At 69.7% G+C, this 15,005-nt stretch carries 17 protein-coding genes; 5 read left to right on the top strand and 12 right to left on the bottom strand.

Features of this window, described 5'->3' with window-relative positions; all coding sequences use genetic code 11:
• Nucleotides 1-613: 613 nt before the first annotated feature.
• On the bottom strand, nt 614-1,405 hold the full coding sequence (locus B0I29_RS29535) for a cellulose binding domain-containing protein (protein ID WP_111652373.1): 792 nt from the start codon (nt 1,403-1,405) through the stop codon (nt 614-616).
• A gap of 207 nt (nt 1,406-1,612) precedes the next feature.
• On the opposite strand from B0I29_RS29535, the gene B0I29_RS29530 reads away from it, so the two are divergent.
• Nucleotides 1,613-2,368, top strand: coding sequence for an SGNH/GDSL hydrolase family protein (locus tag B0I29_RS29530; RefSeq protein WP_111652372.1), 756 nt, complete (start codon nt 1,613-1,615; stop codon nt 2,366-2,368).
• Nucleotides 2,369-2,418: 50 nt separating this feature from the next.
• Here B0I29_RS29530 and B0I29_RS29525 read toward each other — a convergent pair whose 3' ends face one another.
• Nucleotides 2,419-3,069, bottom strand: a complete 651-nt coding sequence (locus B0I29_RS29525; protein ID WP_111652371.1) for an AbfB domain-containing protein — start codon at nt 3,067-3,069, stop codon at nt 2,419-2,421.
• 59 nt (nt 3,070-3,128) lie between these two features.
• Between B0I29_RS29525 and B0I29_RS29520 the strand changes: the two genes are divergently transcribed.
• Nucleotides 3,129-3,611 carry a phosphatase domain-containing protein gene (locus tag B0I29_RS29520; protein WP_245972800.1) on the top strand — a complete coding sequence of 161 codons (483 nt, stop codon included), beginning with the start codon at nt 3,129-3,131 and terminating at the stop codon, nt 3,609-3,611.
• A 5-nt stretch (nt 3,612-3,616) separates the two neighbouring features.
• Here the strand turns inward: B0I29_RS29520 and B0I29_RS29515 are convergent, their stop codons facing one another.
• Together B0I29_RS29515 and B0I29_RS29510 are read right to left on the bottom strand one after the other, a co-directional pair.
• Nucleotides 3,617-3,952, bottom strand: a complete 336-nt coding sequence (locus B0I29_RS29515) for a nuclear transport factor 2 family protein (protein ID WP_111652369.1) — start codon at nt 3,950-3,952, stop codon at nt 3,617-3,619.
• Nucleotides 3,952-4,656 (bottom strand): SDR family NAD(P)-dependent oxidoreductase, encoded by a 705-nt coding sequence (locus B0I29_RS29510; protein ID WP_111652368.1) that lies wholly within the window; start codon nt 4,654-4,656, stop codon nt 3,952-3,954. Before B0I29_RS29510 ends, B0I29_RS29515 begins: the two co-directional genes overlap by 1 nt.
• 112 nt (nt 4,657-4,768) lie before the next feature.
• Between B0I29_RS29510 and B0I29_RS47545 the strand changes: the two genes are divergently transcribed.
• A complete protein-coding gene (locus B0I29_RS47545; RefSeq protein WP_111652367.1) occupies nt 4,769-5,680 on the top strand; it encodes a LysR family transcriptional regulator in 912 nt (303 codons plus the stop codon).
• Nucleotides 5,681-5,683: 3 nt separating this feature from the next.
• Here the strand turns inward: B0I29_RS47545 and B0I29_RS29500 are convergent, their stop codons facing one another.
• Together B0I29_RS29500 and B0I29_RS29495 are read right to left on the bottom strand one after the other, a co-directional pair.
• Nucleotides 5,684-5,896, bottom strand: a complete 213-nt coding sequence (locus B0I29_RS29500) for a hypothetical protein (protein ID WP_111652366.1) — start codon at nt 5,894-5,896, stop codon at nt 5,684-5,686.
• A 68-nt stretch (nt 5,897-5,964) separates the two neighbouring features.
• Nucleotides 5,965-6,387 carry a response regulator gene (locus B0I29_RS29495; protein WP_181558028.1) on the bottom strand — a complete coding sequence of 141 codons (423 nt, stop codon included), beginning with the start codon at nt 6,385-6,387 and terminating at the stop codon, nt 5,965-5,967.
• Between the two features lie 195 nt (nt 6,388-6,582).
• Between B0I29_RS29495 and B0I29_RS29490 the strand changes: the two genes are divergently transcribed.
• The gene (locus B0I29_RS29490) at nt 6,583-6,993 is read left to right on the top strand and encodes an ATP-binding protein (RefSeq protein WP_111652364.1); all 411 of its coding nucleotides are present in this window, start codon (nt 6,583-6,585) and stop codon (nt 6,991-6,993) included.
• 120 nt (nt 6,994-7,113) lie between these two features.
• Here B0I29_RS29490 and infA read toward each other — a convergent pair whose 3' ends face one another.
• The 3 genes from infA to B0I29_RS29475 all read right to left on the bottom strand — a co-directional run bounded on the left by infA (nt 7,114) and on the right by B0I29_RS29475 (nt 9,262).
• On the bottom strand, nt 7,114-7,338 hold the full coding sequence (infA, locus tag B0I29_RS29485) for a translation initiation factor IF-1 (RefSeq protein ID WP_111652363.1): 225 nt from the start codon (nt 7,336-7,338) through the stop codon (nt 7,114-7,116).
• Nucleotides 7,335-8,060: a GNAT family N-acetyltransferase gene (locus B0I29_RS29480; protein ID WP_111652362.1), complete on the bottom strand. Its 726-nt coding sequence runs from the start codon at nt 8,058-8,060 to the stop codon at nt 7,335-7,337. Before B0I29_RS29480 ends, infA begins: the two co-directional genes overlap by 4 nt.
• A 170-nt stretch (nt 8,061-8,230) precedes the next feature.
• Nucleotides 8,231-9,262: an SDR family oxidoreductase gene (locus B0I29_RS29475; protein ID WP_111652361.1), complete on the bottom strand. Its 1,032-nt coding sequence runs from the start codon at nt 9,260-9,262 to the stop codon at nt 8,231-8,233.
• Nucleotides 9,263-9,367: 105 nt separating this feature from the next.
• On the opposite strand from B0I29_RS29475, the gene B0I29_RS29470 reads away from it, so the two are divergent.
• Nucleotides 9,368-10,261, top strand: coding sequence for a helix-turn-helix transcriptional regulator (locus tag B0I29_RS29470; RefSeq protein ID WP_111652360.1), 894 nt, complete (start codon nt 9,368-9,370; stop codon nt 10,259-10,261).
• A 54-nt stretch (nt 10,262-10,315) separates the two neighbouring features.
• Here B0I29_RS29470 and B0I29_RS29465 read toward each other — a convergent pair whose 3' ends face one another.
• The 3 genes from B0I29_RS29465 to B0I29_RS29455 all read right to left on the bottom strand — a co-directional run bounded on the left by B0I29_RS29465 (nt 10,316) and on the right by B0I29_RS29455 (nt 14,909).
• Complete coding sequence (locus B0I29_RS29465; RefSeq protein WP_111652359.1) at nt 10,316-11,755, bottom strand: High-affinity nickel-transporter; 1,440 nt, start codon at nt 11,753-11,755, stop codon at nt 10,316-10,318.
• Nucleotides 11,752-13,134, bottom strand: a complete 1,383-nt coding sequence (locus tag B0I29_RS45975) for a tetratricopeptide repeat protein (protein WP_181558027.1) — start codon at nt 13,132-13,134, stop codon at nt 11,752-11,754. The genes B0I29_RS29465 and B0I29_RS45975 overlap by 4 nt, the downstream gene beginning before the upstream one ends.
• A 62-nt stretch (nt 13,135-13,196) precedes the next feature.
• Nucleotides 13,197-14,909 carry a DUF4331 domain-containing protein gene (locus B0I29_RS29455; protein ID WP_111652358.1) on the bottom strand — a complete coding sequence of 571 codons (1,713 nt, stop codon included), beginning with the start codon at nt 14,907-14,909 and terminating at the stop codon, nt 13,197-13,199.
• Between the last annotated feature and the right edge of the window lie 96 nt (nt 14,910-15,005).

The raw sequence follows: 15,005 nt of genomic DNA, 5'->3' as shown, positions 1-15,005 counted from the left end.
TGTCGATTTCGGGTTCGATACGCACCTCAACTCGACACACACCGGGCGGGATGATCGCGGCGTGATGCCGTCGGCCTCGCCAAGCGGATCGGACCCGGCCGCTGGGCGAGACAGCAACTGGGGCGAGACAGCCGCTGGAACGACCCGGTTGCTCGACGCGAGCCGTAGCTCAGATAGGTCATCCGCCTCGATGACCTATCTGAGCTACGGCTCGCCCCTGCGGCGACGGGACCTGGGGTGGCAGAACGCGCCCGGCCACCGTTCGATGTCACGCATCCCCCGGTGAGCGGCCACCTCAATTGGACAGCAGGTTCAGCAACGGAAGCCAGCTCGGGTGGTCCAGCGGACATCCAGTGTTGTGAAACGGCCCGTGAGGCAGCACTGCCGACCGGCCGGACCGGCTAACGCCCAGCGCAGAACCAATCCAGGACCCACCGTGTGCTCCTGTATTCGCGAGTCTCGAGCTCACCGTGTGCCCTGGTGTCCGCGAGTCTCGAACTCACCGTGGGCCCTCGACCCGCTTCAGGGCAGTCGGCGCCTACCCGCGAACCCTGCCTCTGAGCTGCCGCTCATTTACCCGGCCGCCGTCTAGCTGGACTGCCGCGTTCGGGAGTCAGCTGCACGGGGCGTTGTTGACCTCGCAAGAAGCCGGGCGGTCTCCCGCCCCGGTGCGGGCGAACTGGAAGCGCAGCGCCACGCTGGACCCTGGATTCACCGGCACACCCGAACGCCAGATGTAGGTCGACCCGGAGCGGCTCAGCGTCGCCTGGGGTGCGGACTCGACCCATGAGGTGCGCAGGTCGCCGACGTTTGACGGGAAGCGGAGCTCGACCACCCAGTCGGTGGCCGCGCTCGTCGGGTTGCTGACCAGCACTTCGCCGATGAACTCGGCGTCGTAGGACCCGACTACGCCATAACGCCCGGCGGCTGACGGCAGCGCGGGTGCCGGTGTCGGCGACGGCCTTCGCGAGGACGACGGCGACGACACGGGCGGCGACGAAACCGACGACACCGATGAGACCGGCGACCCCGGCGACCCCGGCGACCCCGGTGGCGGGGCGGACGACGACCAGGCGACCTGCCGCGGCGAATACGACGACTGAACCGTCGGCGAGCCGCTCACCGCGGACGAGTCCACGGGCGGCAAAACCGGCGGCGAAACCGGCGGCGACTCGAGGCCCGATGACGAACTGAATGAGGAACCCGGCCAGAGACCCGGCATCGCCTGCGTCGGCCCCAGCCCGGCCGCTTCACCCGAGGTCGCGGTCGCCCCCGGTCCGAGCCGCGTCGCCGCCACAGCGACCATGCACAGCAGAACACTCACGCCGGCGATCGTCGGCACCCACGGCAGCAGGTCCCGCAGGCCGTCCCGGAAGCCGCCTTCGCGAAAACTCGAACCCGTCATCGGGGGACGGCACCTGCCCAACGCATGAAACGCACCCTCCGCGCCGGCCATAGAGAAACCGCGATGTGTGAACGAGCACAGACCTTATGTGGACCCCGAGACAAGGTCAACAGCCGTGTCACCGGACGGTCACAACTTCCTGATCTTTCGGTTCGGATCGGCGTTCATGATTGTCCCCTCGATCCCCAGCTGCGGAAAGGCTCGACCATGCATGCCCTGATAGCCATCGGCCTCGCGCTCTCCGCCAACCTGCCCGTCTCCGGGCCGGTGGATTACGTGGCGCTCGGCGACTCCTACGCGGCGGGCAGTGGTGCAAGCGGCACGAACGAGGGCTGTGGACGCCGGGCCCAGTCGTACCCCGCGCTCTGGGCCGCCACCCACGATGTTGCCTCCTATCGGCACGTGGCCTGCGCGGACGCGGTTACCGCCGACGTTCTCAGCGACCAGATCGCGGCCCTGAACGCCGGCACCGACCTGGTCACCATCACGGTCGGCGGCAATGACATCGGCTTCGTCGGCGCGGCGATCAATTGTGTCCTGTTCGGTGACTCCCGCTGCCTGGAAGCGGTCGCCGACGCGAACACGGCGATCACCGGCGAGCTGCCCGGACGGCTCGACGAGGTCTACACCGCGATCCGCGAGGCCGCCCCGCACGCCGAGGTCGTCGTCCTCGGATATCCGCGGCTCTTCGAGTCCGGCGCCTGCCCCGGCGGACTGAGTGCGACCAAACGGCAGGCCCTCAACACCGCGGCCGACCGCCTCGACGCGGTGATCGCGGACCGGGCCGCCGCGGCCGGTTTCACGTTCGGTGACGTCCGGGACGCCTTCGCCGGCCATGGCGTCTGCGCGAGCGAGCCCTGGCTCAACCGGGTCAACCTGCTCGCCCTGACCGCGACCTATCACCCCAACGATGCCGGGTACGCCGGTGGTTACCTTCCGACGCTGGCCGCGATCACCGGATAGTCGATGCTCGGGTGCTTTGAGGCGTACCCATGCCTGGGTTTTATGAAGTGTCAGGACTTGCGGACGGTGAACGTGCTGTCCGCGGTGAACTCGCCGGTGTCGCTGGGTTCGTCGATGTAGAACTCGGTGCCGCGCCGGTGCAGCAGGTGGTCCGGATAGTTCTTCGAGGACAGCCGCACGGTCCCGGCGGGCTGTTCGTCCTGTGCGCAGAAGGTGGCGTCGGCCGTGAACAGGTCCGAGCCGTCGGTGTTGTCGAACCGCAGGCGGTAGTCGAAGTGGCGCAGGTACTTGCCGTTCTTGGCGCGGAACGAGAAGCAGTCGTCGTCGGCCAGGCCCTCGACCACGGTGAACACCGCCTCGTCGCCGACGACCGCGGCGAAGTCACCGTCGACACCCAGGTAACCGCCATCGATGCCGATCGTCCAGAAGCCGGCGCCGAACTTCTCGAGGGTGGGGCTCGGCGCCGCCTCCGTCACCGGTGATGTGGGTGCGATCGCGGCCGGCACGGCCGGCCCAGGATCGCCGGTGGGAGAACGCCCGAGCCAGAAGCCGCCCGCCACCACGACGACGATCGCGGCGACAGCCACCAGAGTGATCACGGCGGGGTGAAGGCCACGCCGGCTGGGCTTGCTGACGTCGACGCCACCCCGCCCGTAGACGGTGCTGGTGGGGCGTCGGTGATCGCGGCCGGGGTCAATCATTGATCTATTGTCCCTGGGCGCTGATCCGGGCCCGGCGGGAGCCCGGCAGGATGGGGTGCGTGATCGATGCTCCGCTGGCCGTGTTCGACGTGGATGGTGTGGTCGCCGACGTGCGGCACCGGCTACGGCACGTCGCGCGACGGCCCAAGAACTGGGCGGCGTTCTTCGCGGCCGCCGACCGCGACGCCCCGCTCCAGGCCGGGATCGACCTGGTCCACCACTACGCGGCCGATCATTACCTGGTCTGGCTGACCGGCCGTCCGGAGCGGCTGCGGCGGGTCACCCTGAGGTGGTTCGCCGAGCAGGGGCTTCCGGACGGCCGGCTGCTGATGCGGCCCGACGACGATCGGCGGCCGGCTCGTGAATACAAGAGCGGGCAGCTGCGCCGGCTGGCGAAAGAAGGCGTCATCGCGGTCGTCGTCGATGACGATCCGGCGGTCGTCAAGCGGTTGAAGGCGGACGGGTTGCCGGTGCGGCTGGCGGATTGGGTGCCGTATGAGCGTTCGCTGCGCGAGGCTCAGGAACGGGACGGCCGGACCTGATCTTTCTACAGCCGCGGGCTGACGTGGTAATGGCTGATCAAGCCGCCGGTGACCACCATCGTCAGGTTGACCTCGACCGGCGGGCGGCCGTCGGCGAAGCGGAACGTGGCTTCCACCCAGCCGAGCTCGACATCCTCGGCCAGCAGCCTCACCTCGTTGATCCGGTATTCCACTGTCAACCCGGCCGGTTGCCCGGCGTAGTAGTCCGCGACTCCCTGCCGCCCTGTCACATACGGCTTCAGGCCCTGGAAGATCGCGTCCTCGGTGAAGAGGGCGGCCACCTGCTGCGGTTTGCCGATGTTCTGCTGCCAGGCGTCGAGAACGCCTCGTAAAAAGCTCATCAGTGGCCCGCGCTCTGGCCGCCGTCGACGTGCAGGATCTCGCCGGTGACGAACGGCGCGTTCTGCAGGTAGACGATCGCGTCGGTCACGTCCGAGATCTCGCCCATCCGGCCCACCGGGTGCAGCGCGGACAGGAACTCGTGGGTCTCGGCCGGATGCATCGGCGTACGGATGATGCCGGGGGAGACCGCGTTGAATCGGATGCCGCGGCCGGCGTACTCGATCGCCAGTGACCTGGTGGCCGCGTTGAGACCGCCCTTGGTCAGCGAGGCGAGCGCCGACTGCAGGGCCGAGTTGGCGTGATCGACGAGGCTGGTGGTGATCGTGACGACGTGCCCGCCATCGCCGTGGGCCTGCATGGCCGTCACGGCCTGCTGGGTGATCGTGACGAACCCGCGCAGGTTGATGCCGGTGATCACGTCGAAGTCCGCACCGGTGTACTCGGTGAACGGCTTCGCGATGAAGATCCCCGCGTTGTTGACCAGCGTGTCGATCCGGCCGAACTCTTCCAGACCGGCGCTGATCACCCGCTCGGCGACCGCCGGGTCGGCGAGGTCACCCGCGACGGCGAGCACGCCCGGGTCGTCCGACGCGGTGATCGAACGGGAGGTGGCGACCACGTTCCAGCCGAGCTTGCGGTACGCGGTGACGGTGGCGGCGCCGATGCCCTGCGAGGCTCCGGTGACGACGGCGACTTTCGACATTTCCACTCCTAGGTCCGGTGTTGTGTCGCAAGCATCGGTCGCCGCTAAGTCATTGACACGTCCATCTTTCTACCTGCTGAGAGGCTGCGCCTATCACCCCTAAGCTGGGGCGATGGAGCTTCGCCAGCTGCGCTATTTCGTCGCCGTCGCCGAGGAGTTGAGCTTCGCCAAGGCAGCCGTGCGGCTGCGCATCGCCGGGCCCTCGCTGTCGCAGCAGATCAAAGCGCTCGAACGGGACCTGCGCGTGCAGCTTTTCGACCGGGATCGGCGCTCGGTCACGCTCACCGCGGACGGCGCCACGCTGCTGCCGCGCGCGGTCGCTCTGCTCGATCAGGCCGACCAGTTGAGGCGTACCGCACTCGGCCTGTCCGCCAACGAGACGGTACGCCTTGGGTACGTCAACTGGCGCCCCGCCGACCTCGAAGAACGCGCCGCCGGCATCGCCCAGCTGCTCGTCGACGCCTGGGTGCTGCCCTCCCACGCGCAAGCGGCCCGGGTCGCCGACCGCGGCCTCGACCTGGCGATCTGCTGGGCGCCGGCCGCCGACCTGGACAAGAGCGGCCTGCAAGCCCGGCTGCTCGGCGCCGACCGTCTCTACGCGGTCAGCGCCGGTTCCGCCGACGCTCCGGTGCGGGCCCGCGACACCGTCGTGCTGATCGACGCCGACGAGACCAGCTGGTCGTCCTGGAACACCTGGGCGGTGGCGATGGCCGCCGAGACCGGCGCACACGTCGTCCACGTCCCGGAAGGCGGCGTCACCGGCCCGGCGTTCTTCGACCATGTGCGCCGCCTCGGCCGCCCGGTCGTCAACAACCCGAAAAGCCAGACCACCCCGGTCCCGCCCGACCTGATCGCCCGCCCCATCGAATCCCCGAAACCGTACTGGACCTGGTCGCTGGTCACCCGCCGCGACGAACAACGCCCATCGGTACGCGCGGTCGCCGAAGCGCTGACCCGCTCGATCGGCCGCCTCTGCCTCGACGAGCCGGGCGTCTGGATCCCCGCCGAGGACCCGCACCGCTGAGGGTCAGTGCAGGTTCAGCCCGGTGAACAGACCGGTGGCTGCCGCCAGGATCACCAGTGCGATCTCGACGCCCAGGGCGCGGAAACGGTGCCGGCGCATGCGCAGGCGGCTGGTCGCGATGACGGCGTCGATCCGGTCCGGCGGCCAGGGGCCGAGCGCCGGCTCGATGTGTTGCATCTGCCAGCGCAGTTCGAGGATCACCCAGGCGTCGTCCACACGATGTAGACGCCGGTCACGGCACCCGGGGTTGCATCACGAGGATCCGGAAAACGAACAAAGATCGGTTAAACCGAGAAGTTCGACGGGTCGAGACAGATCGTCGAGGTCGGGCAGTGCGCGTGCGAACCCCGCGCGGCGAGGCTCTCGACGATGTCGGTCAACTCGCGGCCCGGGCACGGCTTCAGCAGCACCGCGCAGGCGCCGTGCTCGACAGCGCCGGTGTGCACGTTCCACGGGTACCCGGTGAGAACCACGATCGGGATCTCCGCCAGGTGCTCGTGCCCGCGAACCGCCCAGATCAACTCCCACCCGCCCATGCCCGGCATCCCGATGTCGGTGAGCAGCACCGCCGGTGGAGAGGCCACGATCGTCTCCAGCGCCGCGACGCCATCGGCGACCCAGGAGATCGGCATCGCCGTCTTCTGCAACATCAGGGCCAGGACGGCGGCTATGTCCTCGTCGTCTTCGGCAATAAGTAGATCGTTCATCGCAAGCTCCAGCGAGCACGGCGGTAAGGGTGGAACCGACCTAGCATGCGCCCTCCCGGACGGCGACAACCGCACTTCCCGCTGAGCCGCTCGGGAATTGGCAACTGTCATGCACCTGATCCGCGCTTCCCCGGGAGCGTCGTCGATCGTTACCGTCGTTGCAGGCAAGTCATGACCGGATGGGGGACAACGGCAGTGATCATTCTGCGGGCGAGCTTCGGGCGCGACGATCCGGTGTCGCCGCTGCGCCGCAGGGTGAAAGCGGTCCTCACCGAGCGGATCGACGCGGCCGCCGACGACGCGTGGATCGACGACGCGCTGGTCACGGTCAGCGAGCTGGTGCAGAACGTCGGCCAGCACACCGGCAGCGGCGGCGAGCTCACCGTGTCCGCGACCCCGGACGGCGTCCTGATCGAGGTCACCGACGCGGCCGCCACCCCACCACGCCTGCGTCAGCCGGACAGCCGCCACGCCGGCGGCCGGGGCCTGCTGCTGATCGACGCCATGTCACTCGCCTGGGGCACCCGCCACCGCGACGACAGCAAGACCGTGTGGGCCCTGATGCCCGCCCCGGTCCTGGCCGTGCAGTCCCGCTCGCCGCGGTGAGAACCCCGATGTCGCTCGCGCTTCGCGCGGCTGTCCCGCCTCACCCCATGCCTTCGGTACGCGGAAACGCGCCCGTCAGCGCGGGATGACGCCCGTTCGCCGGGCGTCATCCCGTGCTCGTCAATTGCGGTGTCGGAAGAGAATGCGTCCCCGGGTCAGGTCATAGGGGGTGAGCTCGACCAGCACCCGGTCGAACGGCATGACCCTGATGTAGTTCTTGCGCATCTTCCCGCTGATGTGCGCCAGAACGACATGCCCGTTCTGGAGTTCCACCCGGAAATTGGCGTTGCGCAGGCACTCGATCACGGTGCCTTCGAGCTGGATGGAGCCCTCGGCATTCGTCATCGCAGCACCAGTTCCAGGTTGCTTCCGGCACGGCGGCCGCCGATGCCTTCGAAAAGGGCGAGTGCCGCCTGATTGGACTGGTTCACTTCGGCGGATGCCGTGGTGACGCCGCGCCGGTGAGCCGCGCCGAGCACGCCGGTCAGCAGTGCCCGGGCGATTCCGCGGCGGCGATGCGAGGCGCGGACCGCGATCAGGCCGATGCGTGGCTGCCGGGGCAGGGGAATGACCCGGACCAGGCCCACATATTCACCCGCGTGAACGGCGACGGCGTATCGCGACGGGTCCAGCACGGACATCACCTCGGCCGGCATGTTGTGCCACCCGATTGTTGCCTCGACCTCGTCACGAATGACGTGGTCGAGCTCTCGTAGCGGTTCGATATCGGGTTTGCCGACGGCCAGAACGGTTACGCCGGGTGGCGTCGAGCCGCTCTGATCGGTGGGCACCACGTACTCCCACTCGCGCCGCCGCGGACCGAAACCGAATCCCTCCCACCGCGACAACAGGTCGAGGTCCTGCTCGTCGACGACGGTGTAGAGCGGCTTCGGCAGATTCGCCAGCATGGCGCCGGCGATCTGGTCGAAAACGGTGTCGTGCCAGGCGTCGATGCTGACGAAACTGCGTCCGTCCGGCCGCCGCGAAACCTCGCCGCGACCGACCACCTGGTCGTCGCCGAGCGCGTGCCAATGCCGTTCTGAAACTTGCGTGATGACTGATGTCATGAGGTGTCGCCTTTCAGGAAATGTGCTCCCGGGCGACACCTATGTCAGTCGCCGAACCGTGACGACGGGGGGAGCACCCACATCGGTACAACGTTCACGGTGCTCACCTCCTCGACGACTGCCACGGCCGACGGCACGTTATCTTCGCCCGCGCCGCCGTGTCCAACGATTTATGCGACCAGGCCTTTCGCCAGCATGGATCGGGCGGCGTCAAGGAGCGCGTCGTCGACCGGGCGCGGCGTCCAGCCCAGAATCCGGCCGGCCTTGGCGTTCGACGTCTTCTTGACGTAACCCAGATCCGGAACCAGCGCCCGGAACTCCGGTTTGAAAAGGGCGCCGAGCCGCACGACAAGGTGCGGAATGCCGCGGGCCGGCACCTTTCCGGCCGCCGCGCCGAGATGGTTTTTCAGCAGCTCACCGACCTTTTTCAGCGCGATCGCCGGCCCGTTGGAGATGAGGAATCGCTGACCGGCCGCACCCGGCGTGACCATGGCGAGAATGTGCGCCGCGGCGACGTCCCGCACGTCGACGAATGGGATGTACATATCTGGAAAACCAGGCATACCGCCGCTGAGTATCCGCTGCACGACATGATTCGCCCCGGAGACGCCCCGCCCCATCACCGGCCCGACCACCGCGACCGGGCAGAGAACCACAAGATCCATTCCTCCGCCTTCGGCGTCGATGAAATCCCAGGCGTCACGCTCCGCGAGCGTCTTGCTTCGTGCGTACGCGTCAACGCCCGGCCCATCCAGTACGGTCCAGTCGTCCTCGGTGAACGCCCGGTCCCGATGCGGATGACCCCAGCTGATCGCATGAAACGCCGACGTCAGCACCACCCGCTCGACACCGGCGGCCCGCGCGGCCCGCAACACCCGCATCGTCCCCGCCCGAGCCGGCACGATGACCGCGTCCTCGTCCTCGACATGTCCCGGATGCACCGGCGAAGCCACGTGCAGCACGTAATCACAGCCCGCGACCGCCTCGGCCCACCCGGCGTCGCCGAGCAGATCCGCGGCCGCGAAACTCAGCGCCTCGCCGTGAACCATCCCGGCCTCCGCCAGAACGGCACGCACCGCATTCTCACGCTGCAGCGACCGTACGGTCGTACGCACCTGAAAGCCCTGTTCGAGCAGCTGGACGATGATGTGCCCGGCGATGAACCCGGAGCCACCGGTGACAAGTACACGCTTCTGAGCCATGCCGGGAACTGTCCGCCCGCGACACCGCCCGAGGTAGAGCCCCCATCAGCCGGGGGCCTGACAGGACCCCCTCACCGGGACGGGCACGCGCTTACGGTGGAACGCATGACCGGGGAATCGAATCTGCTGGGCGCGTTCCTGCGCTCCCGCCGTGAGCTCGTCAGCCCCGAGCAGGCGGGTGTTCCGGTGACGGGCGTACGGCGGGTGCCGGGCCTGCGCCGCGAAGAGGTCGCGATGCTGGCCGGCATCAGCGCCGACTACTACCTGCGTCTGGAACGAGGCCGCGACCGCAGCCCGTCGGTGCAGGTCCTGGAGTCGCTGGCCCGGGTGTTGCACCTGGACGATACGGCCCGGGACTACCTGCTGAAACTAGCCGGCGACAAGCCCAGGAAGCGCCGTCCCCGCCGCGAGGTGGTGCCACCGAGCACCGCCCAGTTCGTGGCAATGCTTCCGTTCCCCGCGTTCGTGGAGGGCCGCTACCTGGACGTCCTGGTGGCGAACCCCTTGGCCACGGCCCTTTCACCACGCCTGTCCGCCGGAGGAAACCGGCTGCGCGACGTGTTCCTGGACCCCGGCGAACAGGCCATGTGGCCCGACTGGGAGTCAGCGGCGGCGGCGCTGGTCGCTTCGTTCCGCCAAGCGGTGGGCACCGACACGGACGACCCGCGCGTCATCGAACTGGTCGGCGAACTCTCGCTGTCGAGCCCCCTGTTCCGCCGGCTGTGGGCCCGCCACGACGTCCGCCCCCGGGTGGGCGCGATGGTCGTCCCGTTCCTGCACCCGCAGGTGGGCGAACTACGCCTGAACCGCGAGAAACTCCTGATCAGCGGCACCGACGGGATCATGCTCGTGGTCTACCACCCCGACCCCGCCAGCACCGGCGCCGACAAGCTCTCCCTGCTGGCCTCAGCGACCCTGCCCACAACGCGGTCGGAGCCCCACGCCACACCGGGCCCACCGCCGCCGCCGTCACCCGCGCGAATCTTGAGCGATTCCTGACCCCAAGCGGTAGAAAATCGCTCAAGATCGCGGAGGCGAGGCGCCAGCGCTGGCTCAGGCGACGGCTCGGGCTCCGATGCCGAGGCCTACGACGACTACCAGGGCCGCGGTGGCGGTCGGTGCGGTGGCGGCGACCCGCCTGCTGAGCCGGGAGAGCCGGTCGCCCACGCGCCCGGCCCGGCCGCCGTCGGTGATCATGCGGGCCAGGCGGTTCTGGGCGACGACCAGCAGCAGCCCGACCGCGGTCAGCGTCGCGGCCATACCGAGGCCGTAAGCGATCACCAGCGCCACCCCGAGCCCCGCGCGACCGAGACCGATCGCACCGAGCAGCACCACCAGCGCCGACGGGCTGGGCACCAACCCACCGGCCAGCCCGATCCCGGCCAGATCAAGCCGCCGCCACACGCGACCCCTCGAACCGTGCGAGTGCCCCGGCCCGTGCGAATGATGCGGCCCATGTGAATGGCTGTGTGAGTGTCCGTGCGGACCGTGGCTTCGGCGGGCGGCTACCAGCATCCCCACCCCTACCAGCACCACCAGCACCCCACTCACCACACCGAGCGTGCTCAGCACCCGCTCACCGGCCAGCGCCGTCGACGTGCTCAGCACCAACCCGAGCGCCAGCACCCCCGCCGTGTGCGCGAGCGTCACCGTCGCCCCTACCGTCACCGCATCCCGGATCCGCCCGCGCCGACCGGCGAAATAGGCGGCCATCACGGTCTTCCCGTGCCCTGGCAGGACCGCGTGCCCCGCACCGAGCAGCAGCGCCAGCAGGAATGCCAGCCCGACCACCGCCGGCGCCAGCCGCCCACCGACCACCTCCTGCACCCGACTCTGCGCGTCACCCAGCCACCCCGGCCCGCTCACCCGCGTCACCGCGTCGCCCGCACCCGCCGCGCCGGACGAGCCCACCGCGGAAAAATCCGTCCCGCTTGTCGTGATGGTTGCGCTACGCACATCCAGGGCTGAGGAGAGCAAATCCCTTGGGTACGCCCGGAGCACCCCACTGACACTCTCGGACGGCAGTCCCGAACCGGTGAGACCCACGTGGTCCCCGGCAGCCGTCATCTCCCGCCAGCCGATCCGGTCGGTGCGATAGCCGTTGTCGACCCGCACGGTGGCCGGCGCCGCCAACCCCGCCGGGGCGCTCAGCCGGCAGCTCAGCCTGCTGGTGTTCAGGCCGCCGGCTCCAGGAGTCAACGCGAAGGCGGGTGACGAGACCGTCCACGTCAGGCGCTGCCCGTTCACCGTGACCGTGAACCGAGCGGCCACCCGGGCGCATTCAGCCTCCGGGTCCGAAGCCCGGTCCTGCAAGGTCGGGATCTCGGCGGCGTCGACCACCACGGACACGTCGACGCGGTCCGGGTGCAGGGTCAGGCCGGCGTATTGATTGACCGAGAAGTTGCCGAGCGGGTGGGCCTGTGCCGGTGACGCCGGCCAGGCCAGCAGGCCCGCGGCGGTCGCGCCTGCCACGATCACGCCCTGCTTGATCATCGGATGCCTCCGGTGCTGGTCAGGCCGGACAGGGCGCGGCGGGCGGTGGGTGCGTCCACCGGGGAGAAGTGCGGGTTGGTGCTCAGCGCACGCGCGATCTCGGTACGCGCGGCGGCCCGCTGCCCGAGGCTGAGCTGGATCATGCCGAGGTGGTACGCGTAGCTGGCCGGGTGTGCGCCGCCGGCCACGGCCCGACGGGCGTACGACAGGGCTTCGGCGTCCCGGCCCGCCGCGTGCAGTGACCAGGCGAGGGTGTCCGCGACGTCGGGGTGTTTGCGGCGGGACCACTCGGCGCGGGCGGCGGCCACCGCGTCGGCGGGGCGGTTCCGGGCGAGGGCCAGCGCCGCGGTGACCAGGCCGTCGGTGCCGCCGTTCGCGGTGAACAGCCTCTCCGTCACAGCGGCCAGCTCCAGCTGCGCGTCGGCCTCGGCGCCGCGGCCGGCGAGGCGCAGCAGGTCCGCGTATTCGAGCAGCGTTGCCGTCGCGGGCAGGCGGGCGGTGAGAGCGCCGTAGTCGGCGATGGCCCCAGCCAGGTCACCCCGCGCCGCCTTGACCCGAGCCATCCCGTGCAGCGCACCGGATGCCGCCGGCCCCACGGCCTGCGGCGTGCCGCTCCCGGCCTGCTGAGCGCCGGCTTCGGGCTGGGTGCTGGGTGTGGCCGCGCTGGCGGCTATCGCTGCTGTGTATTCGGCTGTGGCGGTGTCCAGGTCACCTCGGCCGAAGGCCAGGTCGCCCAGCTGGGTGCGGCAGAAGGCGATGTCGTGCGGGTCGACCGCGCCGGCCAGGGCCAGGCGCATCAGGTCGGTGGCCTCGGTGAGCAGCCCACGCAGCTCCAGGTCGTAGGAGGCGCGGGTGAAGGCGGCCATCCCCGGGCGCAGGTCGAGCATGCGTTGCACGGCGGCCGTCGCGCCGGGTGCGTCGCCGAGCTGGGTCAGGGCGTCGGCCCTTACCGCGTACCCCAGGGGATTGAAGGTGTTGATCTTGATGGCCTGGGCGGCGAGGTCGCGGGCCAGGGGGAAGTCGTGGCGGGCGTTGGCCAGGGCGCCCAGGACGATCAGGGCGTCGCTGTTGCCGTCGCGGCGCAGGGAGAGGGACGTGCGGGCGGCCTGTTCGGCCTTGGGGTAGAGGGCCGGGTCGGCGGTGATGCGGGCCTGCTCCAGGTATGCGGAGCCGAGCGCTGCCCACGCCGGCCAGTCGCCGGGTACGTCGGCGAGTCGCTGCTGGGCGCGGGCGATCCGGTCGGTCACGGAGTCGGTGGGCGGTGCGGCCGATTGCGCGGCGGGGAGGGTGGGACGCGGCCGGATCAGCACGGCCGCGACAGTGAGCAGGGTGGCCGCTAGTGCGGCGGCCAGTCCCAGGCGGACAAGGACTCGTCGCATGGATGGCTCCTGGGGGAGAGGCGGGCGGCCGCGCCGGCTGGCACAGCCGCCCGGAAACGCGGTCAGAAACGGAGGGTCGGGTCGTTGTCGGGGAAGGGCCGGCGGGGCGTCTGTGCGCGCCGCCACCGCAGGAGCAGGAAGACGCCGGCCGCGACGATGAGGATCGCGATGCCGGAAGCGCCGGTCGCGTAGGCGACGGGCACGGTGACCTGGGTGCCTTCCGGAGCGGCAGCGGTGTCCGCCGCGGTGTCGACAGGTGTGTTGCCGGTGACGCCGTCGACCGCACCGACCGGACCGGCGGCGCCGGCGTCGCCGGCCGACGGGCTCGGCTGGGCCGCGGCGGGCTGCTGACCACGGGCTTTGTTCACCGCGACGCCGTTGGGCAGCGCCACATAGGGGAACGTCGCGGCGAAGTCCTGGTCGTTGGTGTCGACGCCGTCGCCGGCGGCCAGGGCGTCGACCAGCTTGCCGGTCTGTGCCGCGCCGACCAGGGCCTGCAGTTCGATGTCGAGGACGTCGTCGGTGAGCCGCCGCCCGTTCGGGAAGCCCTGCAGGTCGCCGGCGAGCACACCGAGGCGATTGGGCTGCCCGGCCACCGGTACCGACAGGTTCAGCCGCAGCTCCTCGGCCGGTACGAAGCGGGACGCCTTCACGTCCTTGTTGTTGAGCTGGGAGTTCAGATCGGCCTTGATCGGGCCGTCGCCCTTCGTGGTGATGCCGGTCAGGAAGATCTCGGCCAGATCGTTGCGGGGTGTCTTCGGCGCCGGGATCTTGTAGATCGACTCGATGAGCTTCGGCACCTCGGGTTCGAGAACCCGCTTGACCAGCGCCGGCGTCTTGGCGTCCTGGCGGGGCGGGCTGGCGTTGAAGGCGTCCTTCAGCCCCGCCGGGACGATCACCTCGTTGATCAGCGGGTTGCCGAGACGGGAGACCTGGACCTTGCCGCCGCTGCCGGACGTCGAGCCGCTGATGCGTACCCGGTCGCGTTCGGTTGTGGTCCAGACGCCGATGACCGGGTTGCGGCCGGCGTCGCCCTTGAGCGCCACGTCGTTGAACGGCACCTGCAGGGCGATCGTGTTCACGTTGTAGCCGGCGACGGTGTCGTTCCCGGAGTCCGAGAGGTCACCGCCGTACAGCAGGTTGAAGACCTGAAGGTCCAGGAAGAACGGGTCGTCGGCCTGGCCGGCGAAGACGTTCCAGCCGCCCGGCAGTGTCTTGGTGGCCTGGTCACGCAGGGTCTGGTAATCCGGCATGGACGCCGTGCCGACCCGCGACGGCGCGACCGGTGCGTCCTGCACCCGGGTCTTGAAGGGCGCGCCGCCGAACGAGGACTCCAGGCTGTACGTCTGCTTGAACAGCAGGTTCTCGTCGTCGAGCGAGGTGACCGGGCCGTTGTTGTAGAGGAACGTGTTGTTGCCCCGCTTGTCGATGTTCCGGAACTTCCACCGGAACTCGGCGTCGGGTCGCGCGTCACCGTCGCTGTCGACCTTGATGTGGTACGTCGCGTCGGTGGCGAACGGGTAGAAGTTGGGACCGCCGTTCGGTTCGGAGAACGGCTGCCAGTTGGCGACGAAGGTGACGTATCCGGGGCGGTCCGGGCTGACGAACGCGTACAGGTCGGTGTTGTCGACCGCCGGGTCCGCGGCGATCAGGGGCGCTTCGCGGTGGCTGGACGCGGTCGCGGTCACCGGCCCGAGGGTGTACACCGAGCCGGCGAGCAGAGCGCCGATGCCGAGCGCCGCCAAGGCGCGCTGGCGGCGGGTTCTGGGACGCATGGTGGATCCTTCCGTGCCGAGGAATGACTCTCGGCACGGAATTCGCAAGGATCATCGACCTGGATGGGTGTCTGTCACATCCACGACGCTGAGCAG

Source organism: Actinoplanes lutulentus, from assembly GCF_003259845.1.
Taxonomy (GTDB): Bacteria; Actinomycetota; Actinomycetes; order Mycobacteriales; family Micromonosporaceae; genus Actinoplanes; species Actinoplanes lutulentus.
This window is presented reverse-complemented; position numbering and strand designations above follow the sequence as displayed.

Bases quoted from the DNA above. Each gene is read 5' to 3' on its own strand.
- B0I29_RS29535 (WP_111652373.1), bottom strand. From the start codon at position 1,405: ATGACGGGTTCGAGTTTTCGCGAAGGCGGCTTCCGGGACGGCCTGCGG.
- B0I29_RS29530 (WP_111652372.1), top strand. From the start codon at position 1,613: ATGCATGCCCTGATAGCCATCGGCCTCGCGCTCTCCGCCAACCTGCCC.
- B0I29_RS29525 (WP_111652371.1), bottom strand. From the start codon at position 3,069: ATGATTGACCCCGGCCGCGATCACCGACGCCCCACCAGCACCGTCTAC.
- B0I29_RS29515 (WP_111652369.1), bottom strand. From the start codon at position 3,952: ATGAGCTTTTTACGAGGCGTTCTCGACGCCTGGCAGCAGAACATCGGC.
- B0I29_RS29510 (WP_111652368.1), bottom strand. From the start codon at position 4,656: ATGTCGAAAGTCGCCGTCGTCACCGGAGCCTCGCAGGGCATCGGCGCC.
- B0I29_RS47545 (WP_111652367.1), top strand. From the start codon at position 4,769: ATGGAGCTTCGCCAGCTGCGCTATTTCGTCGCCGTCGCCGAGGAGTTG.
- B0I29_RS29495 (WP_181558028.1), bottom strand. From the start codon at position 6,387: ATGAACGATCTACTTATTGCCGAAGACGACGAGGACATAGCCGCCGTC.
- infA (WP_111652363.1), bottom strand. From the start codon at position 7,338: ATGACGAATGCCGAGGGCTCCATCCAGCTCGAAGGCACCGTGATCGAG.
- B0I29_RS29480 (WP_111652362.1), bottom strand. From the start codon at position 8,060: ATGACATCAGTCATCACGCAAGTTTCAGAACGGCATTGGCACGCGCTC.
- B0I29_RS29475 (WP_111652361.1), bottom strand. From the start codon at position 9,262: ATGGCTCAGAAGCGTGTACTTGTCACCGGTGGCTCCGGGTTCATCGCC.
- B0I29_RS29470 (WP_111652360.1), top strand. From the start codon at position 9,368: ATGACCGGGGAATCGAATCTGCTGGGCGCGTTCCTGCGCTCCCGCCGT.
- B0I29_RS29465 (WP_111652359.1), bottom strand. From the start codon at position 11,755: ATGATCAAGCAGGGCGTGATCGTGGCAGGCGCGACCGCCGCGGGCCTG.
- B0I29_RS45975 (WP_181558027.1), bottom strand. From the start codon at position 13,134: ATGCGACGAGTCCTTGTCCGCCTGGGACTGGCCGCCGCACTAGCGGCC.
- B0I29_RS29455 (WP_111652358.1), bottom strand. From the start codon at position 14,909: ATGCGTCCCAGAACCCGCCGCCAGCGCGCCTTGGCGGCGCTCGGCATC.